Raw genomic sequence first — 21,608 nt, 5'->3', positions numbered from 1 at the left:
ACCGCCCGGTCCTGCTGGGCGGTGCATTCAAACGGCAGCTCATGTTCGAAGGAGACGTTCAGAGGAAATCGCTCGCATGACCGGCTTTGGTCGGATTTCCTGCGGCGAACGCCGCGTCGTTGGACATTCCCGTCATTCAGGAGGCCAACAGCGAATGGCCGGTTTCAGAGAAGCCGCCGTTCATGCGGCGACCTTCTGCATTCACATGGTGCTCTGCCCAGCGAGGCGGGTGTCAGTGCCTTACGAAATGCGCCAGGCTGCGCGGCGACAATTACGATGGCCGGTTCGGGCTACCTCACGAAGGAATGTTCCCGAACGCCGCGATCAGTTGCCCTACGGCAAGGCCGCCGGCGGGTTTGCCGCTGCACCTGCATCCAATCGGCGCTTTAGCGTGAACTTGATGCTGGCCTCGGCTCCAGCCTCGGCGATGAACAGCAACTCGCCCTTGGCGCTCAGCGTCAATCCGACCTCGATCTCGTCGATCGTCCATTCCTTCGAGCGATTGGCGATAGTCGAGCTCAACTTCATCAACGCATCGACGGTCCGCACCCATTGCGCCTGGATCTCGACCGCGCCGACCCGCGTGACCCGCTTGGCGCCAGAGAGCAAATCTCGCAGCGAATGTTCGCCAACCGCGTCATCAGGCGTGACTTCGATTGCAGTCGTGTCCTCCGGAACAAAGATCGAGAGTTCCCAGTCTTCTCGCGATTCATCGGCCATCGGCCTGCTCCTCAAAGGTAAGGGGTGACGTCGAGCGCGTAAACTGCTTGCTCGAAATTCTGGGCGTGGCCGCGCACGCCAGGTGGTGGTCCCGGCACCTTCATGTCGCCAGTGTAGATGCCGACCGCATCGCCGTTGGCGACGGTCACCAACGCGCCGGAATCTCCCGGGCTCGCTGGACGGTCGATGCAGAAGCGAATCCCAATCTTGCGCGTGTGGGTGACGCCGCAATTGGTGGTCACATCGACGATCGTGCGCGTCGTGCTGCCGCCCTGGCAATGCACTGTCACCGTCATGGTCATCGCCGGGAAGGACAAAACGCCGAGTTGATATGTAGCCCCGGTCGGCGCGGCAGTCTTCACGAACGCCGCATCGACCGGTTGATAGTAGGTCCTGGCCACGCTCGCGGATCCCCCCGTCACCATGGGCACCGATCCACCGGGTCGGGTCGAGACCGCGTGCCCCGCCGTCAGCACGCCCCAGACAGAGCTGTTCCGATTGCATTTGGCCCAGCAAGCACTGGTCGCGCCCTGCGGGTGCGCAACGTGTAGGTCGAGTTCGGAGTAACGGATAGCGAGCGGGAACTTCTGGTTGTTGAGGCGCGGGAACAGAAGGTAATCGACGATTTCAAACCTGCGGTCCCGCATTCCCGGCACATCGATGATTATGCCGAGGCCCGCTGCCTCGCTCTTCTCGTCGAACAGCCCGAACGACACAGCTTCGAAAGGACTCGAGGGCAACGCAACGGACGGCCAGAAGAGCGGAAAGTCCCGCTCGAACAGGAAGCGACCAAGGTCAAGCTCGGCGAACACCGCATAGGTCCAACGAGTCGCCCTCGCGGTCAGTTCGACATCGCCATCCTTGATCACATCACGCCAGCGCGCGATCTCGTTTACAACATCGCGCGGCACTCGCTCGAGCGGCGGGTCCTCGGGTGGCAGATGCTTCCGAACATAATCGATGGAATAGTCCATGGCACGCCTCCTCTTTGCTTCACGCATCCGCAATGTGAAACTGGGATTACATCAGCGGCCCGACATTAGATCGGCTTTAGTGTCAGCGAAAGTATTTGGTTCTTGTGCAAAGGGCGGCCTTCGTCGGGAGGAGATGTTCACACGCCGAACCTGGAAGATCTCCAAGTGGTCAGAAATTGCTGATCGCGCTAGGCGGCGCGGACAAATTCCACAACGCCACGGTTGCCCTGTAAAAGGCCCTGGCGAGGCGCGAAGCCGCAGGAAGAGTGGGCCTCTTTCAAGGCAGAGCAACGCTGCCAGGGCCTTTTACAGGGCAACCCCTGCGGGGCTGGACCAAAAACCGCCATTTCCACGTCGGCTCGGCTAGCATTAGGCCCACTATTGCTTCACCTCGCCTCCTTGAACTGGCGGTTTTTGCCTCCAGCCGTGGCGCTGTGGAATTTGTCCACGCCGCCTAGCCATTCGGGAACGCAATAACCGTGGCGCAGCCCTGAAAACGTGCCCCGTCCGTTTTGTCGCTGCAACCCGGCCGCAAGCGATGAAAATCACACGCGGCCGGTGTCGAGGTCGGGGCCGGATGGATCCGGCGCGGCGAGATGTCTGGCCGCGACTATGTATCGCTGTCGCTCGCCGCCTCCGAATTCGGCCCGCGCCGACTCTACGCCAACCTCGGCCGCCACCGGGCAGGACGACGAGGACGCCTTCGCGACCATCTGGAACCCTGCCGACTGAGCGGACCGCCCCGCGCCCGAACCGGGCGCGGGGCATCAAGCGGTGCGCTCGATCGCATAGCGCGCGAGGGACTCTGCCGGCGGGGACCTTCCGCTCCGCCAGGCCCGTGCCAAAGGCCTGCAAACTGGTGGGCACACACCAGCTCGATCTCTACGGGTCGACCCAGGGCTCCGCGCTCTCGCGGATGAAGTTCAAATCCGACGGGAACGAGAAATCGATCTTGATCGTCGATCGCGCAGCGCCGCCTAGGCGCGATAAATCCAGACTATCTGGGCGATGGGGACATGTGGAAGGCACGCTGCGCACGGTGGCGCGCATGCGGTCCGCCATCCAGCGCTGGAGCATGGGCGACAGCGCCCGATCCTGCTCGGAAAGCAGATAGTGGCCTGGGACGCCGTGGCGTGCAGCGTCTCGCGTGCAAAAGCCGATGGTGGGGTTACCGCCTTCCATGGGGCCGTCCACGCGAACCGATCGTGCCGGTGCCGATCGGCCATGCGGTTTTCCGGTTATCGCCGCAATGGATGAATACGCTCCCAAATAATCGATAAACGGATTTTGCACACCTGTGCAAAGACAGGCGCAAGCGTGGCCTTTGACCACGCAGAGAGAGGATTGGATCGATGCGCCTTGGTTTCCATTTGCTCGCCGGAGCGGCATTGCTTTACGCCCCCGGCGTATGGGCGCAGGACGCCCAAGTGTCTGCCGGGAGCGGAGGCGCTTCGGCCGCGGGGGACATCATCGTTACCGCGCAACGCCATAGCGAGTCCGTGCAAAAGGCAGCCGTTGCCATCACCGCGTTCAGCGGCGGCGATTTGCTCAACCAGGCGCGCAACAGCGTGGCCGATGCCATCGCGACCGTGCCTTCGGTGCAAGTGCAAGGCAATGCCAACGGCGCCCAGATCTACATTCGTGGCGTTGGGTCGAACGCCGACGCGCAACTGGGCGACCCGGCGGTCAATCTCAACGTCGATGGCGTCTATCAGCAGCAGACCGAGGTGCCGACAAGCCTGATGTTTGACGTCAATCGCGTCGAGGTGCTGCGCGGGCCGCAAGGAACGCTCTATGGCCGCAACGCCACGGCGGGTGCGGTCAACATCGTCACCAACGATCCGGTGCTCGGGCGCTTCGAGGGCTATGCCACGGCCCAGGTCGGCAACTACGATGCCGTTCATGCCGAAGGCGCCATCAACGCCCCGATCGGCGAAGACACGGCCGTGCGCGCGGCCATCGCCACGGAAAATCACAGCGGCTATCTATCCAACGGCAACAACGACGCCAGGATGACGGCCGGTCGGCTCAAGCTGTTGACCAAGCCGACGGATTCGCTGCGCATCCTGATCGCCGGCGATTACCTGCATTCAGGCGGCCACGATGTCGGCAGCGTCGAGGCGCCGCTCTCTTCGCATGGCGATGCGTGGTATAGCGACAAGCCGAAGGGCTTGCTCGATATCGATTCCTGGAACGCTCGCGCGCAGATCGATTACACCACCTCGATCGCCAATCTCGCGCTGCTCGCCTCGCACAACGATTTCAGCAAAAACGAGGCAAACGTCCTGCTTTCGCCTACAGCAGTGTCGGTGCATCGCGAGGGGCGCCAGAATTCCGTCGAGTTGCGCGCGAGTTCACCCGATGGCTCTGCCATCAAGTGGGTCACCGGCCTGTTCTATTACCACGACCAGGAATTGCGCCAGGTGGTCGATAGCCCGATCGACGCCACGGCGGCGGCCGCTTCCAACCCGGAACTGCGCACGGCCACGGCAAAGTCCTATGCCGCCTTTGCAAATGTAACCGTGCCGCTGACACGAACCCTGCGCCTGACCGGCGGCCTGCGCTATACGCGCGACAGCAAGGACGCGCGTTTTGTCTATACCGATGGCAGCGGGGCGTCTGACGCCGTTGCCAGCCGGGCGTGGAATTCGCTGACCTATAAAGCGGGCGTGGAGGCCGATCTCGCGGCGGCCTCGCTGCTCTATGCGCAAGTTGCCAGCGGGTTCAAGGCTGGCGGTTTTGCGCAGCAGTTCCCGGCCGCCTCTTACAATCCCGAAAAGATCACTTCGGTCGAAATCGGCAGCAAGAACCGCTTCTTCGGCAATCTGCTTACGCTGAACCTTGCAGCCTTCCACTACAGCTATCGCGACTATCAGGCGCAATATCCCGATCTCGTCGACGGTTCCTTTGCGCTGGTAACGGCCAACGCTGCCACGGCCAAGATTTATGGTGCCGAAGCAGAGGCCAGCCTGCGCTTGTCTGCCGACGATAGGTTGATGGTCAATGCCACGTACCTGCACACCCGTTTCGGGGCATTCCGCTATACCTCGTTGCTAGCTGGCAGCGTGGATCATACGGCCGAGGAAATGCCGAACTCGCCGACAGCCGCGTTCGACGTTGCCTATGATCACGACTTCCATCTCGGCAATGGCGGCACGGTGACGTTCCATGCCAACACGCATATCAGCAGCGGCTATTGGACGACCGTCGAGCGATCGACCGATTCCTATCAGGGCAGCTTCACCCGCAGCGATGCATTCCTACGCTATGACGCGGGCACCAAGGCCTGGGATGTGCGCGCGTTTGTGCGCAATATCGAGAGCCGGGCGGTGCGCACCCTGGGCGCGAGCAATCCCATCGACAGCGTGCTGTTGATCGCCCCGCCGCGCACCTATGGCGTGGCCGCCACCGTGCGGTTCTAGGGCGCGCCAGGATGCCAGCCGCGTTCGCCATCGGCGTAGGTGAAGATGCCGTGGGCCGGCTGGCGTGCGGTGTCGCGCACGACAAGGCGGCCGGGCACGCGATGCTCGGTCGTATCATCCGCCTTGCCTGCCATCAGCGCCACGAGCACTTCGACAACTTTGGCGCCCAGGGCGTCGACCGGTTGGGAATAGGTGGTCAGCGCCAGGTCGGGCCAACCGCTGATCGCGACATTGTCGAACCCGACGATGGAAATGTCCCGCCCCGGGGCCAGGCCATTTTGCCGGGCCACCTGCAGCGCGGCAAAGGCCATGTTGTCGTTGGCGCAGAACAGCGCATCGGGCCGCGCGGGACCGCGCAGCACATCGCCGGCAGCCGCAAAGGCGCGCTCGAATTCGAAGCCGGCGTCGACCACCAGCGGCGCGTCCCTGCCGCCTTCGGCCAGCGCGGCGGCATATCCTGCCAGCCGTTCTTCGGAACTGGAAACCCCGCGATCACCGGCAAGGTAGGCGAAACGGCGGTGTTCTCCGGCGATCAGGAAGCGCGCCAGGGCGGCCCCGCCGCGATAATTGTCGCCCACCACCATGACGCCGTGCGAAGCCGGGCTGGCATTGTTGAGCATGACCACCGGCAACCCAGCGAGGTCGCATTCGGCCAGCAGTTCCGGCGCAAAGCCTCGCGATGCCAGGATCAGGGCATCGACCCCGAAATGGCGCAGTTCCCCCAGCAGCGGCTCGTGGCTTTCCTCGCCATGGGTGACGTAAAGCAGCAGGCGATAGCCAAGCGGCGCCAATTGCTCGGAAATGCGCTGCACGATCGCCGGGTAGAACTGGTTGTCGAGATGGCTGACGGCGATGGCCACGATCATCGAGCGCCGCGTGATCAGCGATCGCGCCGCCAGGTTGGGCCGATATCGCAGGGCCTTGGCCGCTTCCATCACCCGCGCCCGTGTTTCCGGGGCAACGCTGGCCCCCTGGGTAAAGGTGCGGGAGACCGCCGAGCGCGAAACGCCGGCAAGCCGCGCGACATCGAAAGAGGTTGCCGCCTTGGTTCGGATTCGCCGTTGATCGTCGGTCATGACGGTCAAATTGCCGCCCTTGCACGCGTGCGCAAGCACAAAGCGGCATGAATTTGTTGCCTTCCTACTGGAGACTACCGACGATGCGCCTCTCGCTTCGACACTTGCTCTGCTCTGCCATGCTTGCCGCTGCACCGGCGGTTCACGCCGAACCGGCCGGCACTGCCTGCAGCCGCGCTTGCCTGGCCCAGACGGCGGACCAGGTGCTCGCCTCCATCGTCGCGCACGATCCCGGCGCGGTGCCGTTGGCGCGCCATTATCGCGCCACCGAAAACGGCGTTCCGGCCGCGTTGGCGATGATGACGATCTGGCGCACCGCCACGCGCGCCAGTGACAAATTCTATGTCATCGACCCGGAAACCCAGAACCTGTTCCTCCTGGCGAACATCGCCGAGGGCACGCACCAGGCCCTGCTGTTCGGCCGCATCAGGCTCGCGGATCGCAAGATCACCGAGATCGAGTTCTATGTCGACCGATCGCGCAGCGATGGCGGCTTCATGTTCAACCCCAACGGGCTTGCGCATCTGCCCGCTGCGTGGACGCAGAATGTCACCCCCAACCGGCTGCCCGACCGCGCGACATTGCTGCGGGCCGGACGTTCCATTTTCGACACCGCGATCGAAGGTCCGCCCCCGGCGGAAAGCTGCCGCATGATGGAGAACGGGGGCCCCGTTGCCGAAGACGCCGAAGTGCTCAAGGTCATTGGCGGAGACGCTCCGCAGCTTCCGGCCAATCCCGACGGTTCGGTGCCGATTCCTTGCGGCGCGCCGCCGATCCGCCCGACCGACCCGGATGCACGCACCGACATCGTCGATGTGCAGCAGGGGATCGTCGTCAGCATCGGCACCATGTCGGGGCTGGTGCAGCCTTACCTCATTACCCACCCCACCATCTCGGCGTTCGTGCCGACCTCGTTGGGCCAGCCTTATCTCGATCTGCTGGCAGCGCAGCACCGCACCGGCCGATACGAGACGCAGCCCGAGCTTCTGCCCACCCCCGCCTCGATCACCGTGGCGCAGATGCATCGTTATTACGATGGCAAGTTGCAGGGCATGCACTTGCTGGAAAAGCTGGGCCCGATCGGCGCACGTTCGCCCTGGGTTGCCGCGCGATGAAGCTGATCCGCCAGCGCGTCAGGGTGGAACGCGAACCGTTGGCAGGCAGGTGATGCGCCAAAGGCCCGCTATGATTTCGAATATGCGCGCCTTTTCGAAGGTTTGCGTGCGAAAGCCAGGTCGTTCGACAAGGCGCGTCGCTTCGCCCCATGGCTATGCACCGGCATCATCGTACGTGTTTTCCAGGGCCAAACCTCTCACGCGGTTGGTAAATTCGGCGCGGGTCGCTATCGGCCGGTAGCGCGCGGCATGGCCTTGATCCAAATTGCCGCCCAAGGATGGGACCGGGGGGCGATGGCCAGGCAGCGAGGCATGAACTGGATGGCGGCGTTCTCCCCTTCCCGCGCTGGCCGCTCGTGGCTGGCGCGCGGCCAACATCCGCTTCGCTCGTCGATTGGTGCGTGGTTGGGCATGGGCACAAGCCTGGCGCTCGGGACCTGGGCAATGGGGGCGTTTGGAGCGTCGGCGGCGCTGGTCGCGCCGATCGGCGCATCGGCGGTGCTGGTGTTTGCGGTTCCGGCCAGCCCGCTTGCCCAGCCGCGCGCCGTCTTGGGCGGCAATCTCGTCTCGGCCCTGATCGGGATGCTGCTGGCCAGGGTCGGGCTGGGGCCGTGGCTGGTCTTGCCACTCGCGGTGGGCCTGGCCATTCTGGCCATGCATGCATTGCGATGCCTGCATCCGCCGGGCGGGGCGATGGCGCTGGTCGCGGCGATGGGGACGCATGGCGCGCCCTGGCCCTGGACATTCCTGCTGTCGCCCGCGGCGAGCAATACGCTGGCGCTGCTGGCGGCGGGGTGGCTGTTCAACAACTGCACCGGCAGCCGCTATCCGCATCACAACGAAACTCTGCCCGAACATGGCGTGCCGATGGCGATCGACTATGATCCTGCCGACCTGGCCGCAGTCCTCGATGAATTGGAAGACCGGCCCGATATCAGCACCGAGGATCTCGATTCCATCGTTCGGGCGGTTTTCGTCCGCCATGCCATGCGCAAACCCTGAGGCCGCCTGCGGACCGGGTTCAATTCCGTCCATTTTGGCGGTAGGGCGCGATCATGTCCGCCGTTGCCCCCGACGAATTTGCCCGTGCCGCGCGTTTCCTGGCGGAAAGCGCCGACTATCGCGTGCTGCGGCGCCTGCGCCCCGTGCGCCGGTTCCACCAGGCCGATCCAGGCGCGCCGCTCAGGATCGGGGTCGTGCTCGACGTGGAGACCACCGGGCTCGACGCGCAGAGCGACAAGATCATCGAACTGGCGATCCAGCGTTTTCGTTATGATGCGGCGGGGCATATCGTGGAAGTGGGCCAGCCGCGCGTCTGGCGCGAAGACCCTGGGTTTCCGCTCGATCCCCGGATCACCGCGCTGACTGGCCTCACCGATGCCGTGCTCAGGGACCAGGCGATCGACGAAGCCATGGCGCTCGAACTGCTCGCCTCGGCCGACCTGGTGATCGCCCACAACGCGCGGTTCGACCGTCCCTTCGTCGACAAGCGCCTGCCCGCCGCCGCCGGCAAGGCCTGGGCCTGCTCCATGGCCGAACTGGATTGGCTGGCGCTGGGGTTCGACGGGCGGGCGCTGGCCCATCTCGTCGCGCAATGCGGTTGGTTCTACGAGGGGCACCGCGCCGAAAACGACATTCTCGCGCTGCTCACCCTGCTCGCGCATCGGCTGGACGACGACAGCACGATCCTCTCGCACCTGCTCGCCGCGTCGGCGCGCGACAGCTTTCGCGTCAACGCCGTGGATGCGCCGTTCGAAGCCAAGGACCGCCTCAAGGCGCGCGCCTATCGCTGGAACGCAACCCTGCGGTTCTGGACGCGCGACATTGCCGCCGACGAAGCCGAGGCGGAAAGCCTCTGGCTGCGCCAGGAAGTCTATGCCGGGCACGGCGCAGCAGCGTTTCAGCCGCTGACCGCGATCGAGCGCTATCGCTGACCAGGGCGCGCGCCGGCAGGACGGCTGGATCGGCTAGATGCGGTCTGCCTGCGCTACCGCATCGCTGGCGCGCAAGGCGCTGACGATCCGCGTCAGATGGGCCAGGTCGCGCACTTCCAGATCGACCAGATAAGTGTGAAACGGGTTTTCGCGCTGGGTCATTTCCAGGTTGACCACGTTGGCGTGGTTCTTGGCAAAGATCCCGGCCATTTCCGCCAGCGTGCCCGGGCGGTTGTAGAGCTCTGCCCGCAGGCGGCCCACGGCGCCGTCGGTGCGCTTGTCCCATGACAGGTCGATCCAGTCGGCATCGACGCCATCGGCCAGGCGCTCGCAATCGATCGAGTGGACTTCCACGCCCTTGCCCGGCCGGCGCAGGCCGACGATGCGGTCGCCCGGCACCGGGTGGCAGCATTCGGCGAGCTTGAACGCCATGCCCGGCGTCAATCCGCGCACGGCAATGGCGCGCTGCTGGCGCGGCCAGTCTTCCGGGTTGGGCAAGTTCGCGGTGCTGCCGGGAACCAAGGCTTCCATCACCTGGCGATCGTCCAGCTTGGCGGTGCCGATGGCCACCATCAGGTCTTCCTCACCGTTCATTTTCAGCCGCTTGATCGCATCGGCCAGGGCTTTCTTGCCCACTTGCGTGGGCAGCCGCTCGGTGATTTCCTCATAGAGCTTGCGGCCGATCAGGGCCACTTCGGCACGTTCCTTCTGCCGCACCGCGCGGCGGATGGCGGCGCGCGCCTTGCCCGTGACGGCAAAGCCCAGCCAGGAAAGCTGCGGCTCGGAATTGCGGCTCTTGATGATTTCCACCACGTCGCCATTGCCCAGCGGCGTGCGCAGCGGCACGTGGCGGCCATTGATCTTGGCCCCCACCGCCTGCGCCCCGAGGTTGGTGTGCACGGCAAAGGCAAAGTCGATGGGCGTGGCGCCCTTGGGCAACTGGAACAGCGAGCCCTTGGGCGTGAAAGCAAAGATGCGATCCTGGTAGATCGCCATCTTGGTGTTTTCCAGCAGCTCGTCGGGATCGTGGCTGGCATCGAGAATCTCGACCAGGTCGCGCAGCCAGCCCACCTGGGCATCGGGCTCCCCGCCCTGCTTGTAGGCCCAATGGGCGGCCAGGCCGTATTCGTTGCGGTGGTGCATCTCGCGCGTCTTGAGCTGCACTTCCACGCGGCGGGCGTTGTTGTAGATCAGCGAGGTATGCAGGCTTTTATAGCCGTTGATCTTGGGCGTGGAGATATAGTCCTTGAACCGCCCGGGGATCATCTGCCAGGTCTGGTGCAGGATGCCGAGCGCGCGATAGCAATCGCCCACATCGTCCACCAACACGCGGAACGCCATGATATCGGTGATCTGCTCGAACGAGACGTGCCGTTCGGCCATCTTCTTCCAGATCGAATAGGGGTGCTTCTCGCGCCCCGCCACTTCCACCCGCATGCCCGCTTCTGCCAGGGCCTGCTTGATCGACAGGGCAATGTCGCCCACCTCGCCCCCGCCCTCGCTGCGTATGGCCGAAAGGCGCCCGGTGATCGTGGCATAGGCTTCGGGTTCCAGTTGCTCGAACGCCAGCAACTGCATTTCCCGCATATATTCGTACATGCCCACGCGCTGGGCCAGCGGGGCATAGATCTCCATCGTCTCGCGCGCGATGCGGCGGCGCTTGTCCTCGCTCTTGATGAAATGCAGCGTGCGCATGTTGTGCAGGCGGTCGGCCAGCTTGACCAGCAGCACGCGCAAGTCTTCGCTCATCGCCAGCAGGAACTTGCGCAGGTTCTCCGCCGCGCGCTCGCTTTCCGTCATCGTCTCGATCTTGGAAAGCTTGGTCACCCCATCGACCAGCCGCGCCACGTCGGGGCCGAACAGGCGCTCGATTTCCTCGACCGTGGCCAGCGTATCCTCCACCGTATCGTGGAGCAGCGCGGTGACGATGGTTTCTTGGTCGAGCTTCAGCTCGGTCATCAACCCGGCCACTTCCACCGGGTGCGAGAAATAGGGATCCCCGCTGGCGCGCTTCTGCGTGCCGTGTTTCTGCACGGTATAGACATAGGCACGGTTGAGCATGGCCTCGTCCGCCTGGGGAGCATAGGCCAGCACACGTTCGACAAGTTCATATTGGCGGAGCATTACTCGCCCTAGATGGGGGAAAGCAGTGGCCTAGGGCAAGGGGAAAGGCTGGCGGATTTTGGCGATAAGTGTGATTTGGGGGGGTGTTGGGGACCGACCTGCCGTTGCCCGCTGGGGTTGCTTATGCGTCGCGTCGCAAGCGCAGCCTTGGACTGGCTTCGATTGGGACTTTCCTGCCGGTCGCCGTCGTGATCGGGAACGTCCGGTTGCGCAGAAACCCGCCATTTATCGAACCGATTATGTCCTCGCACCTCCGGCTAGATCTGCTGACGTCACGGACTGACCGGAATCAAAGGCTTGATCGTCAAAGCCGCCCTTGGTTAAGCTACACCACTCGCCGGCCGGCTAGTCGCCCTCAGAGACTGACCTGAATCGGATTGCGAATGCAGAGGGCCCAGTCCGATCGTGCGGCAAAATTTGACTTGCCATCGCTCAGCACGACTGATGTCCCGGTCAACGAACGGTGCACTAGGCCAAGGCAGCCCCTCTATAGCCTAGCCAGTGCAGCAAACAGTCTTTAGGAACATGCCCTGCTGCGGGTGGGATGCGACATGAAGATACAGAAATTTCAAGCAAAAGGATTAAACGGCTATCTCGATTTTGATATAGATCTGTTTTCTTCACGAAATTTTTTAATTGGCATCAATGGGTCCGGTAAAACCAGCGTCCTAAAAGCCATAATGGGCCTAATTACCCCTGACGTGGACTGGCTAATGAATGCCAAATTCCAGTCTATTTCTGTCTTCCTTGAACACGAAGGATCGCCCGTTGTCATAAATGCAAAACCCGATGGCGATGGCAAGGCAATATCGTTTTTATTAAACGGCATAATGGTCTCACATGGAATAATTTCAACCTCTGAATATCGGAATATGCTCCGCCATAGTCATGAGACCGTGTATGATGAAGATGGAGGCATAATTAGGATGCGCGAAACGTCGGTAGACGTTTTTACCGGCATCGATGTCATCAAAGAGATACGTCGCCTCCCAACGCCATTGTTTCTTGGGCTAGACCGAAGTAACCTGCCGTTCGGCAGGACAACGTTGCCGAGAAGGGCGAGGCCCAGTAGGACGCCGCACGCAACGCTAAGAGCATTCCTCGACGAGAGCGTCGGGCATGCGGAGCATGCTGTTTCACAAGCCAGGATAAGGGCAAATGTGCAGCGCCAGAGGCGGGCCAGTCACCTCCGCGAGAATATGCTCCTGACATTGTTCTCGATTCCGCTGGGGCGACAAACGACCATCCCCTCCAAGAGAGATTTGGTAAAGTATGAAAAATATCGCAAAAACTTAAAGCAGGCTTTTCGTGTACTAGGCCTTGACGAAGCTAGGGTATCCGAAACCGTGGACCCATTTTTTTCCATGCTTATAGGGGCGGCGTCTGCATTGAGTGGGCGCGAAAATCTAAATGACCTCTACACAGGTAAGGATAAAGAGCTAGATTCCATATTTTCTACATGGATGGAGTTGGGTCCGAGGCTTCCGTTGCTTGAAGACGTCGAGAAGCTTGTAAACGATTTCAGCTCACATGAGAGATCGATATTTTCTCAGACTGAAAATTATGCTCGTATCATGAATTCCTTCCTTTCTGATTCCGGAAAAAAACTGGAATTCAGAGAAGATGGTGAAGTCGTCATTCGCCTTCCGATTGGATCGGAGGGTGTACATGTTCTGTCATCGGGCGAAAGACAGCTATTCGTTCTTATATCTACCCTCATGTTCGGCGAAGACAGTAATCGATCATCAGTTCTCATTATTGATGAGCCGGAACTATCGCTCCATCTAAAGTGGCAGGAAATGTTTGTCGATGCTATCTCCGAATCGAGTCCCGACACGCAATTAATATTGGCTACACACAGCCCATCCATTATCCTAGATCAAACTCAATATTGTGTAGATCTGGTTTAATGGAGCTATCTAGTCGCGCGCGGCTCGCTTACGCACGTCTATATCAGCAATACAATGATATAGACGTGTTCGTTGAAGATTCGACATATACTGGAGTTTACGAGAAAATAATAAATCGCATATTGGGTGGGCGGGCAAAGGTATCACGAGTGACGCCGCTTGGGCCTCGCGCCGTAGTCGAGGCAACTGCAAAAGCAGATACTGGACCGCACCACCGCCCCAGGCTCTATATCGTTGATGGAGATCTCGACCTTCTTTCAAGGGCGAGGAGTGAAAAAATAAAAAATCTCTACAGATTGAACGTCTATAGCCTGGAGAATTTGTTAATAGATATTGATGCCATCAAGAACTACACTCGATTTTCATGTCCTAGCCTCGATGAAAAAACGTGCAACTCCAGATGTGATATCGATAATTTATTTCGGGATATGCAGAATCATTTGCTTCCATATATTGTCGCTCTGGCGATAGCGCGCAGGCTTTCTCTAGACGGAAGGGTTTCTGCCATAAATCCGCCGTCTGTTGGCCACATAGTTCGAGGGAAGAAGATTGGCCCCAGCGCCAGTCTAATCCGATTGCGACTTCGCGAAATCGTTCACGCGGCTATCTTAAAGAGCGGTCGGGAAAAATATCTGATTGCGAAACGCATAGTGATAAAGAATTTGAGAAGAAAAGGTCAGAATGTGATTACGTTCGCTCCGGGGAAACTCTTTGCACTTGCTTATGTAAACGAGCGAGTGGGCCTGGCCGGAGGAGTTACGCTTCCGCAGAAGGCGATGGTTTCTTACCTCGCGGAGCAGGCAAGTCTGCAGAATGATCGTGGGTTTCGAGCGGTTCTAAAGCGAACTGCAAAGGGTGTGGTAAATCGGCCGGGCATTTAGGTGGTATGAGGTTATTAGGGGGGCGTCCGCTGTTCGGAACGCCTCCTTAGCACCTAAACGGCGGCCATGTCGGTGGGGCTACCCTAAGCCGACTGGCGCCGAGGTCCCAACTTCGGTCAATCTCGATCGCCGATTGCGGGTTAATAGATGGCAGCTTTCAGGGAATCGTTTTGCCGCCTCGAACAGCGGCGATGAAGGCGAGCTTAAACGCCAGGGCTCAATGATATCGGAATGACCGGTGTCAACGTAAGCTGACGCTCTCAGAATTACACCAGAACGACCGACCCTGGTCGAAGCATGCCGCCCCCTTACTCCAATCGCCCTCTCACCCCAAAACCGGCACCTGCGGCGACTCCTCGCCCAGCAGCCCCAACCCGCGCGGGTCGGGAAACACTTCCACGAAGCGCGCGTAAGGCACAAACCCCTGCGCCATGTAGAACGGCAGCGCGCTCGGGCCGTCGAGCGTGCAGGTGTGGACCCACACGCGGCCTACGCCTTCATGGCTCCACGCCTTTTGCAGGGCGCGGCGCATCAGCCATTTGCCGAAGCCTTTGCCCGTGGCGCCGGGGATCAGGCCGAAGAAGGCGATTTCCGCCTCGCCGCCCTTGCGGAAATCGAGTTCCAGCATGCCCACTTCCACCCCTGCGCGGTCGGCCACGGCGTAAAGCTCCACTTGGGGATCGTGGATGATCGCAGCGAGCGTGGCGTCGTCCAGCGCCAGGCGCGACCACCACAGCCACTTGGCGCCCACGCGACGGTAGAGCAGGCGGTACTTGGCCGGGTCAGCCGCTTTCCAGCGCACCAGTTGCAGTGGCACGTCGGCTTCGGGCACCAGGCGCTTGAGGCTGGCGGGCGGTTCGCGCATGTCCAGCGCGGTGACCACGGCGGCAAGGTCGCCCGGCGCGAGCGCGTGAAAGCCCTGCCCCAGCGGCGCGGCAACGTCGGCAATCGCCATGACTTCAGCTCCACACCGCGCGCGGCGGCAGGCTCATCAGGATGGCATCGATATTGCCGCCGGTCTTGAGGCCGAACAGCGTGCCCCGGTCATAGACCAGGTTGAATTCGGCATAGCGGCCGCGCCATTCAAGCATCTGCTGCTCGTCCTGCGCGGTAAACGCCTGGCCCATGCGGCGGCGCACCAGCCGGGGATAGACATCGAGGAACGCCTCGCCCACGTCGCGCGTCAGGGCAAAGTTCGCCTCGAACGCGGCGTCGCTGTCGCATTCCAGGTGATCGTAGAAAATGCCGCCCACGCCGCGATGGACCTTGCGATGGGGGATGAAGAAATAATCGTCCGCCCAGGCCTTGAACCGGGGGTGATAGGCCGGATCGTGCGCGTCGCAGGCCGCCTGGAAGCGGGCGTGGAAATCGGCGGTGTCTTCTTCATAGGGCAATGGCGGGTTGAGATCGCCGCCGCCGCCAAACCAGGCCTTGCGCGTGGTGAGGAAGCGCGTGTTCATGTGCACGGCCGGCACATGGGGATTGGCCATGTGCGCCACCAGGCTGATGCCGGTGGCGGTGAACGTGGGGTTTTCCGGGTCCGCGCCGTTGATGGTGCGGGCAAATTCCGGGCTGAACGCGCCGTGCACGGTGGAGACGTTGACGCCCACTTTCTCGAACACCTGGCCTTTCATCAGGCCCTGCACGCCGCCGCCGCCGTTTTCCACCGGCTCGCCCTCGTGCTCGCGGTTCCACGGGCGATAGGTAAAGCGCGCGTCACTGCCCGCCTCCCGCTCGATCGCCTCGAATTCCGCGCAGATCCGGTCGCGCAGGCTTTCGAACCAGGCGCGGGCGCGGGCGGTGTGGGTGGTCCAGTCGGTCATGCCATCTCCTTGGGTACCAGCGCTTGCCAAATCGGCGGGGCTGCGGCAAGGGAAAGCCATGGTTCTCCTTTCGTTCGCCCCCTTCCCCTTTGCCGGCCAGGAATGGCTGCTCGGCCCGGCGCGCGCGCTGGTGTGGCCGGCGCAGCAGGCGCTGCTCGTGGCCGACCTCCACCTGGAAAAGGCCAGCTGGTTTGCGCGAACCGGCCAGATGCTGCCCCCCTATGACAGCCGCGAAACGCTGGACCGGCTGTCTGCGCTGATCAGCCACACCGGCGCGCGGCGTGTGTTCTGCCTGGGGGACAATTTCCACGATGCCCATGGCCCTGCCCGGCTGGAGCCGCGCGCGGCAGAGCGGCTGGCGGCACTGGCCGCGCGGGTGGACTGGGTGTGGATCACCGGCAACCATGATGAAAAGGATGGGGCGGCATCGGGGACAATGCTGGCCGAACTGGAAGTGGACGGGATCGTGCTGCGCCACGAGGCGCAGGCCAGCGAAACCCGGCCCGAGCTTTCCGGCCATTTTCACCCCTGCTTGCGCCTGGCCACGCGCGGCCGCCGGGTCAGCCGCCCCTGCGCGGTGATGAGCGAACGCAAGCTGATCCTGCCGGCATTCGGCGCGCTGACCGGCGGCCTCGATGCTGCACATCCCGCGCTGCTCAAGGCAATGCAACCGGCGCGCAGCATCACGGCACTGGTGCCCACGGCCGCACGTGTGGCCCAATTCCCACTGTGGCAGGCCGCTGCGGCTTGAAAGACACCGATTGCAGGCCCACATTCGCCCGAAGGCCCTTTATCTACCGCGCTGTTGTGATATGAGCGCGCCTTGAGTCCTTTCCATGACTCGCACCCGGATCAACTTCAGGAGATAGCACTATAGCTCCCCCGCCCCGGCGCATGTTGGCGCCCCCCGTCAAGAGCGGCCCTCGCTACAACCAGATGATCAACGTGCCCAAGGTGCGCGTGATCGACGAAAACGGCGAGAATCTTGGCGTGATGTACACGCGTGAAGCGATCGATCAGGCAGCCGAAGTCGGCTTGGACCTGGTCGAAGTCTCGCCCAACGCCGATCCGCCGGTGTGCAAGTTCCTCGACGTGGGCAAGTTCCGCTACGAGGCGCAGAAAAAGGCCAACGCCGCCCGCAAGAGCCAGAAGACGCAGGAGATCAAGGAGATCAAGATGCGTCCGAACATCGATGATCACGACTATGACGTGAAGATGCGCAATGTGCATCGCTTCATCGAGGATGGGGACAAGGTGAAGGTCACCCTGCGCTTCCGCGGCCGTGAGCTTTCGCACCAGCAGCTGGGCATGAACCTGCTCAAGCGCGTGCAGGAAGATGTCGCTGAAATCGCCAAGATCGAGGCGTTCCCCCGCATGGAAGGCCGCCAGATGCTGATGGTGCTCGCCCCCAAGGGCTGAACCCGTCGGCCCCGGTCGAGCCGGACAAGCCCAAACCAAAAAAGGCGCGCCCTGCCGGGTGCGCCTTTTTTGTGGCGTGTGCGAGAAGCGGTTTTGCAAGGCGGCAAACCGTTGGACAAAATACGCAATTATCCTTATACATTCCCGCAATAAAACGCGTGCCAGACAAAGCAACGCATCGGGTCGCACCGCATGCCGCCGCCAGGCGGTTCAAGGTTTCATCTTCGGACCAGGTGCCCCTTTGACCCAATCTCCTCGCTTCCCCGCCTTGCTGATGGCCGCCACCATGCTGGCCACGCCCGCCCTTGGCACCCCGGCCTTTGCCAGCCCGGCGGCGGCAGACAATGCTGCCCAGGCGCCCGACGACCCGCAAAAAGCGCTGGAAGCGCGCATTGCGCGGATCGAAGCGCAGATGGCGCAGATGCAGGACGACCTGGCCGCAGCACGCCAGGAACTGGCCGCCGCGCGCGCCACACCCCAAGGCGGCCCCGCACCTGCTGTTGTAGCGCCTCCGCCAACGGCCTTGGCTGCCGCCTCGGCACCCACAGCGGAACGGGCATCTGCTGCAATCACCCCCGATCGCCCGGCGTCGCCGCGCGATGAGGGCCAGCCGGCGATACACCTGGGCGGCACGATCAAGATGGTGGCGTCGATCGCACGGGTGGAATCCACCAGCCTGGCCAACAATGCGCTGGGGCGCGACATCTATGTGCCCACCATGATCCCATCGCCAACTGGCAGCGGCCGGCGGTTTACCAATACCAGCCTGCGCCAGACCGAGTTGCACCTGTCCACCCACCACATCGTGGCCGGCCATACCATCGACGGCTATGTCGAGGTGGATTTCCAGCCACTGCCGGGGCCCGATGCCGACCTGACGGTGCCCAACCGCGAAACGCCCTATCTGCGCCGCGCGTTCGTGAAAGTCGATCGCTGGACGGTGGGCCAGGACTGGACCACGTTCCAGTTCACCGGGGCCTTGCCGGAATCGACCGACTATATCGGCGCCACCGAAGGACTGGTTTTCGTGCGCCAGCCCCTGGTGCGCTATTCCCAGCCGCTGGGCGATGGCCTGGCGCTGCATGTTGCGCTGGAAAAGCCGGAAAGCCATGTGGCGGAAACCAGCAGCAACGGCTGGGCAGACAACCATCGCTCGCAAAAGCCGGACCTGGCCGCGCGGCTGGGCTGGAGCGGGCGCCAAGGCGAACTCTCGCTGGCCGGGTTGGCCCGCGAGATCCACGGTGAAGCCGGCAACTTCCGCCGGCTGGGCGTTGGCGGCAGCCTGGGTGGCAAGATCTGGCTGGATGAAGACCAGGGCGCGGACTTGCAGTTCATGATCACCTATGGCCGCAACATCGGGCGCTATGTCGGCCTGGGCTCGACCGATCTGGGCCAGGAATATCAAATGGTGGGCAACGGCGTGCGCGCCAGGGGCTATGGCAATATCGACACCGCGGCCGTCATGGCGGCGCTGCACGTGCCGCTGGGGTCGACGCTCCGCGCCAACCTGATCGGCGCCTGGCAGAACAACCATTACGAGATGCTGCCCGGCATGAACCAGGTCTATGCCAACGGCAATACCCACACGGTGTGGAGCACCGCGTTCAACCTGTTCTGGTCGCCGCTTCCCGCCATCGACATCGGCTATGAATATCGCCACGCCCGCAAGACCTTCATAACCGCGGCGCCGGCCGGCACGCTCGACAAGCTGGAACTGGCCGGCAAGTACCACTTCTGACGCGCGAAAAGGGGCCGGGCGGCGCGGCGTTTCATCTGTTTGCGGATCATCACCGGCATCGGCGCGTTATGGGCCGATGAATGCGCGAGCCAACGTGGGTTCAGGCTGCTGCGGGCATCGTGGCAGACAACACCGCGCGATCGGCGCAACAGGATGAAACGCCATGTCGAAATGCCAGACAACGCTCAACATCGCCCTGGCCAGTGCCATGGCGATAGCTCTGACCGCCTGCAACAAGGCTGACACGCCCGAAGCGAGCCCTTCGGCCCAGGCCAGCGGCGCGCTGCCGGCATTGCCTGCGGCGGTGCCGCTGCAACCAGGCGCCGCCACCGCAATGGCCCCCGCGCCGGCGGCCCAGGCCCTGCCGGTGCAGCAGCGCGTGCGCGTGGCGCAGGTGCAAAACCGCAGCGATGCCTATGCCTATCTCGATCGCGCCCAGGGCGTGACCCAGGCGATCGGCGATGCGCCGCCGGATTACACCTATGACGATGGCGGCGTCAGCCCATGGGTCTGGCAGACCAGCCAGGGCGATCGCCGCTATGCCGAACCGATCGATGGCGGCTATCGCTATTACTATTACCAACCGGGCGCCGATACGCCCTACCTCGTGCGCGACCCACAATACAGCTACGCCTATTCGGGGCCGCAACTGGTGGCTGTATATGACCAGCGCGGCGGCCTGTTGCCGTCCGACGTCTATGAACGCCGCGCCGATTACGCCTCGCGCTATTACGATCGCGCCAATTATCTCTATCGCCTTTCGCGCGAGCGCGAGCATCGCGGGGTGATTGCCGCGAACTGGGCCGCGCGCCGCGCCGAAATCGCGGCTTCGCGCGCGCAATGGGCGCAAGACATGGCCGAGCAGGACCAGTGGCGCGCCTATCATCAGGCGCACGAGGCGCAGGAGCGCGCGCACTGGCAGGAAGAAAGCCAGCGCCGCGCGGCCGAGGCACAGCGTTTCGACCAATGGCAGCGCGTGGGCTTCCGCTCTGCGCCGCCGCAGCCGGTCAACTATGCACCGCCGCAGCGCGAGCCGCGCGCGTCCAGTTGGATGCCAAGCTGGCTTGGTGGCGACCGCCAGGCGCAGCAGGATGCCCAGCGCCGCCAAGACCTGCAGCGCCAGCAGCAGCAGCAGCAGCAACAGCAGCGCGACCAGGCCCGGCGCCAGCAGGACCAGCAGGCGGCAATCCAGCGCGCGCAGCGGCAAATCGCCGCGCAGCAAGCCCAGCAGAATGCGCGGCAACAGAAGATCGCCCAGGAACAGGCCCGCCTGTCGCAGCAGCAGGCCAGGCTCCAGGCGGCACGCCAGCAGACCATGCAGCGCCAGGCAGAACAGCAGCGCAAGGCGGCCATGCAGCAGCAGGCCCGCGCTGCGGCGCAGGCCAAGGCCCTCGCCCACGCCAACGCCGTACAGGCGGCCCGTACCCAGGCCCAGCAACGCGCGGCGCAACAGCGCGCAGCACAGCAGCAAAAACAAGCGCAGCAGCGCCAGATGCAGCAAGACCGCGCGCGCCAGCAGGCGATCCAGCGCCAGGCCGCGCAGGCGCAGCGCCAAGCCGCCCAGGCAAAGCGCGAAGCCGCGGCCGCACGCCAGCAGGCGCAGCAAGCGCAGCATCAGGCGCAGGCGGCAGCCAAGCGCCAGGAAGCCCAGGCCCGCGCCGCGGCGCAGCGCGCCGCCCACGCGCAGCGCCCGCATCCCGAGGGTGGGGAGCGGCATCCGGGCTGAGGCGGCAGGGCGGGCAGCGTCTCATCCCGCGCCCGCCCGCGCCAAGGCTTAGCCGCCGCGCGTGAGCGATACGGCAATGCTGATCCTGACGTCATCGCCCACGAACGGCGCATACTTGGTCATGCCGAATTCGGAACGATGGACCACGCCGGTGGCGTTGACTGCCAGGGCCCCGCCATCCGCCTGGTTACCTTCGGCAAACGTGGCCTCCAGCAGCAACGGCCGCGTGACGCCATGCATCGTCACTTCCCCCTCGATCCGCGCGGTGCGCGGGCCGGTGGCGATCAACTTGCGCCCCTGGAAACGGATGGTGGGAAAGCGCGCCACGTCGAACAGGCCCGGCCCCTTGAGTTCATCGTCGAATTCGCCGTCCTGCGTGGCGATGGCCGTGGCCGGCATCACCACGTCGAGCGCAAGGGCATCTAGGTTTGCCGGATCGATAGTGATCGTGCCTGTCGCCCCAGGCACAGTGCCCTCGATGTGGTTGACGCCCAGATAGCGCACGCGGAAACGCGCCATGGTCTGCGCGGGGTTGACGGTGTAGCGCCCGGCCGGAAGACCCTGAAGCATGGCAGGCACGGCCGGCGCCTGGGCCAGGGCCGGCGCATTCGCGGCCACCGGCAAAGTGGCAGCGGCAAGCGCGCCAGCGAACAAAGCTTTCCAACGGCGTGACATGGCAGACGCACTCCCGGCCGGTGACCGTCAGGCGGCACAATAATCGGCCCATGGCTGGTGCCAAGTGTATC

General features: G+C 63.2%; 19 protein-coding genes. 11 read left to right on the top strand and 8 right to left on the bottom strand.

What is annotated here, in order from left to right; genetic code table 11:
* Positions 1-333 precede the first annotated feature (333 nt).
* Complete coding sequence (locus FHW94_RS20380; RefSeq protein ID WP_168557674.1) at positions 334-720, bottom strand: hypothetical protein; 387 nt, start codon at positions 718-720, stop codon at positions 334-336.
* 11 nt (positions 721-731) lie between these two features.
* The gene (locus FHW94_RS20375) at positions 732-1,694 is read right to left on the bottom strand and encodes a hypothetical protein (RefSeq protein WP_168557673.1); all 963 of its coding nucleotides are present in this window, start codon (positions 1,692-1,694) and stop codon (positions 732-734) included.
* A 596-nt stretch (positions 1,695-2,290) separates the two neighbouring features.
* Here FHW94_RS20375 and FHW94_RS23465 point away from each other — a divergent pair.
* Positions 2,291-2,614, top strand: coding sequence for a hypothetical protein (locus tag FHW94_RS23465; RefSeq protein WP_246866307.1), 324 nt, complete (start codon positions 2,291-2,293; stop codon positions 2,612-2,614).
* On the opposite strand, the gene FHW94_RS20365 is transcribed toward FHW94_RS23465, so the two are convergent.
* On the bottom strand, positions 2,577-2,876 hold the full coding sequence (locus FHW94_RS20365) for a hypothetical protein (RefSeq protein ID WP_168557672.1): 300 nt from the start codon (positions 2,874-2,876) through the stop codon (positions 2,577-2,579). The genes FHW94_RS23465 and FHW94_RS20365 overlap by 38 nt on opposite strands.
* 170 nt (positions 2,877-3,046) lie before the next feature.
* Between FHW94_RS20365 and FHW94_RS20360 the strand changes: the two genes are divergently transcribed.
* On the top strand, positions 3,047-5,116 hold the full coding sequence (locus FHW94_RS20360; RefSeq protein WP_168557671.1) for a TonB-dependent receptor: 2,070 nt from the start codon (positions 3,047-3,049) through the stop codon (positions 5,114-5,116).
* Here the strand turns inward: FHW94_RS20360 and FHW94_RS20355 are convergent.
* Complete coding sequence (locus FHW94_RS20355) at positions 5,113-6,192, bottom strand: LacI family DNA-binding transcriptional regulator (RefSeq protein WP_168557670.1); 1,080 nt, start codon at positions 6,190-6,192, stop codon at positions 5,113-5,115. The two genes, FHW94_RS20360 and FHW94_RS20355, sit on opposite strands and share 4 nt — an antisense overlap.
* Before the next feature lie 47 nt (positions 6,193-6,239).
* On the opposite strand from FHW94_RS20355, the gene FHW94_RS20350 reads away from it, so the two are divergent.
* The 3 genes from FHW94_RS20350 to FHW94_RS20340 all read left to right on the top strand — a co-directional run bounded on the left by FHW94_RS20350 (position 6,240) and on the right by FHW94_RS20340 (position 9,241).
* On the top strand, positions 6,240-7,307 hold the full coding sequence (locus tag FHW94_RS20350) for a hypothetical protein (RefSeq protein WP_210425782.1): 1,068 nt from the start codon (positions 6,240-6,242) through the stop codon (positions 7,305-7,307).
* Between the two features lie 102 nt (positions 7,308-7,409).
* Positions 7,410-8,309, top strand: a complete 900-nt coding sequence (locus FHW94_RS20345) for an HPP family protein (RefSeq protein WP_168557668.1) — start codon at positions 7,410-7,412, stop codon at positions 8,307-8,309.
* 53 nt (positions 8,310-8,362) lie between these two features.
* Positions 8,363-9,241 (top strand): 3'-5' exonuclease, encoded by an 879-nt coding sequence (locus tag FHW94_RS20340; RefSeq protein ID WP_168557667.1) that lies wholly within the window; start codon positions 8,363-8,365, stop codon positions 9,239-9,241.
* Between the two features lie 33 nt (positions 9,242-9,274).
* Here the strand turns inward: FHW94_RS20340 and FHW94_RS20335 are convergent, their stop codons facing one another.
* Positions 9,275-11,365, bottom strand: a complete 2,091-nt coding sequence (locus FHW94_RS20335; protein WP_168557666.1) for a bifunctional (p)ppGpp synthetase/guanosine-3',5'-bis(diphosphate) 3'-pyrophosphohydrolase — start codon at positions 11,363-11,365, stop codon at positions 9,275-9,277.
* Positions 11,366-11,916: 551 nt separating this feature from the next.
* Between FHW94_RS20335 and FHW94_RS20330 the strand changes: the two genes are divergently transcribed.
* Positions 11,917-13,275 carry an AAA family ATPase gene (locus FHW94_RS20330; protein ID WP_168557665.1) on the top strand — a complete coding sequence of 453 codons (1,359 nt, stop codon included), beginning with the start codon at positions 11,917-11,919 and terminating at the stop codon, positions 13,273-13,275.
* 65 nt (positions 13,276-13,340) lie between these two features.
* Positions 13,341-14,156: a DUF4435 domain-containing protein gene (locus tag FHW94_RS20325; protein ID WP_168557664.1), complete on the top strand. Its 816-nt coding sequence runs from the start codon at positions 13,341-13,343 to the stop codon at positions 14,154-14,156.
* 325 nt (positions 14,157-14,481) lie between these two features.
* On the opposite strand, the gene FHW94_RS20320 is transcribed toward FHW94_RS20325, so the two are convergent.
* Both FHW94_RS20320 and hemF read right to left on the bottom strand, forming a co-directional pair.
* Positions 14,482-15,111, bottom strand: a complete 630-nt coding sequence (locus FHW94_RS20320) for a GNAT family N-acetyltransferase (protein WP_168557663.1) — start codon at positions 15,109-15,111, stop codon at positions 14,482-14,484.
* 4 nt (positions 15,112-15,115) lie between these two features.
* Positions 15,116-15,979 carry an oxygen-dependent coproporphyrinogen oxidase gene (gene hemF, locus FHW94_RS20315; protein ID WP_168557662.1) on the bottom strand — a complete coding sequence of 288 codons (864 nt, stop codon included), beginning with the start codon at positions 15,977-15,979 and terminating at the stop codon, positions 15,116-15,118.
* Between the two features lie 58 nt (positions 15,980-16,037).
* On the opposite strand from hemF, the gene pdeM reads away from it, so the two are divergent.
* The 4 genes from pdeM (at position 16,038) to FHW94_RS20295 (ending at position 20,862) form a co-directional block, all read left to right on the top strand.
* Positions 16,038-16,730: a ligase-associated DNA damage response endonuclease PdeM gene (gene pdeM, locus FHW94_RS20310; RefSeq protein ID WP_168557661.1), complete on the top strand. Its 693-nt coding sequence runs from the start codon at positions 16,038-16,040 to the stop codon at positions 16,728-16,730.
* A gap of 143 nt (positions 16,731-16,873) precedes the next feature.
* Positions 16,874-17,398: a translation initiation factor IF-3 gene (infC, locus tag FHW94_RS20305; RefSeq protein WP_168557660.1), complete on the top strand. Its 525-nt coding sequence runs from the start codon at positions 16,874-16,876 to the stop codon at positions 17,396-17,398.
* Between the two features lie 241 nt (positions 17,399-17,639).
* Positions 17,640-19,136: a hypothetical protein gene (locus FHW94_RS20300; RefSeq protein WP_168557659.1), complete on the top strand. Its 1,497-nt coding sequence runs from the start codon at positions 17,640-17,642 to the stop codon at positions 19,134-19,136.
* A 163-nt stretch (positions 19,137-19,299) separates the two neighbouring features.
* Positions 19,300-20,862: a hypothetical protein gene (locus FHW94_RS20295; RefSeq protein WP_168557658.1), complete on the top strand. Its 1,563-nt coding sequence runs from the start codon at positions 19,300-19,302 to the stop codon at positions 20,860-20,862.
* Positions 20,863-20,910: 48 nt separating this feature from the next.
* Here FHW94_RS20295 and FHW94_RS20290 read toward each other — a convergent pair whose 3' ends face one another.
* Positions 20,911-21,537 carry a YceI family protein gene (locus FHW94_RS20290; protein WP_168557657.1) on the bottom strand — a complete coding sequence of 209 codons (627 nt, stop codon included), beginning with the start codon at positions 21,535-21,537 and terminating at the stop codon, positions 20,911-20,913.
* Between the last annotated feature and the right edge of the window lie 71 nt (positions 21,538-21,608).

It is taken from the genome of Novosphingobium sp. SG720 (genome assembly GCF_012275365.1).
In the GTDB taxonomy this organism is placed as follows: Bacteria; Pseudomonadota; Alphaproteobacteria; order Sphingomonadales; family Sphingomonadaceae; genus Novosphingobium; species Novosphingobium rhizosphaerae.
Note: the sequence above shows the minus strand (reverse complement) of the source record. Positions and strands in the feature narration are given on the sequence as shown.

Bases quoted from the DNA above. Each gene is read 5' to 3' on its own strand.
- FHW94_RS20380 (WP_168557674.1), bottom strand. From the start codon at position 720: ATGGCCGATGAATCGCGAGAAGACTGGGAACTCTCGATCTTTGTTCCG.
- FHW94_RS20375 (WP_168557673.1), bottom strand. From the start codon at position 1,694: ATGGACTATTCCATCGATTATGTTCGGAAGCATCTGCCACCCGAGGAC.
- FHW94_RS23465 (WP_246866307.1), top strand. From the start codon at position 2,291: ATGTCTGGCCGCGACTATGTATCGCTGTCGCTCGCCGCCTCCGAATTC.
- FHW94_RS20365 (WP_168557672.1), bottom strand. From the start codon at position 2,876: ATGGAAGGCGGTAACCCCACCATCGGCTTTTGCACGCGAGACGCTGCA.
- FHW94_RS20360 (WP_168557671.1), top strand. From the start codon at position 3,047: ATGCGCCTTGGTTTCCATTTGCTCGCCGGAGCGGCATTGCTTTACGCC.
- FHW94_RS20355 (WP_168557670.1), bottom strand. From the start codon at position 6,192: ATGACCGACGATCAACGGCGAATCCGAACCAAGGCGGCAACCTCTTTC.
- FHW94_RS20350 (WP_210425782.1), top strand. From the start codon at position 6,240: ATGAATTTGTTGCCTTCCTACTGGAGACTACCGACGATGCGCCTCTCG.
- FHW94_RS20340 (WP_168557667.1), top strand. From the start codon at position 8,363: ATGTCCGCCGTTGCCCCCGACGAATTTGCCCGTGCCGCGCGTTTCCTG.
- FHW94_RS20335 (WP_168557666.1), bottom strand. From the start codon at position 11,365: ATGCTCCGCCAATATGAACTTGTCGAACGTGTGCTGGCCTATGCTCCC.
- FHW94_RS20330 (WP_168557665.1), top strand. From the start codon at position 11,917: ATGAAGATACAGAAATTTCAAGCAAAAGGATTAAACGGCTATCTCGAT.
- FHW94_RS20320 (WP_168557663.1), bottom strand. From the start codon at position 15,111: ATGGCGATTGCCGACGTTGCCGCGCCGCTGGGGCAGGGCTTTCACGCG.
- hemF (WP_168557662.1), bottom strand. From the start codon at position 15,979: ATGACCGACTGGACCACCCACACCGCCCGCGCCCGCGCCTGGTTCGAA.
- pdeM (WP_168557661.1), top strand. From the start codon at position 16,038: ATGGTTCTCCTTTCGTTCGCCCCCTTCCCCTTTGCCGGCCAGGAATGG.
- infC (WP_168557660.1), top strand. From the start codon at position 16,874: ATGTTGGCGCCCCCCGTCAAGAGCGGCCCTCGCTACAACCAGATGATC.
- FHW94_RS20295 (WP_168557658.1), top strand. From the start codon at position 19,300: ATGTCGAAATGCCAGACAACGCTCAACATCGCCCTGGCCAGTGCCATG.
- FHW94_RS20290 (WP_168557657.1), bottom strand. From the start codon at position 21,537: ATGTCACGCCGTTGGAAAGCTTTGTTCGCTGGCGCGCTTGCCGCTGCC.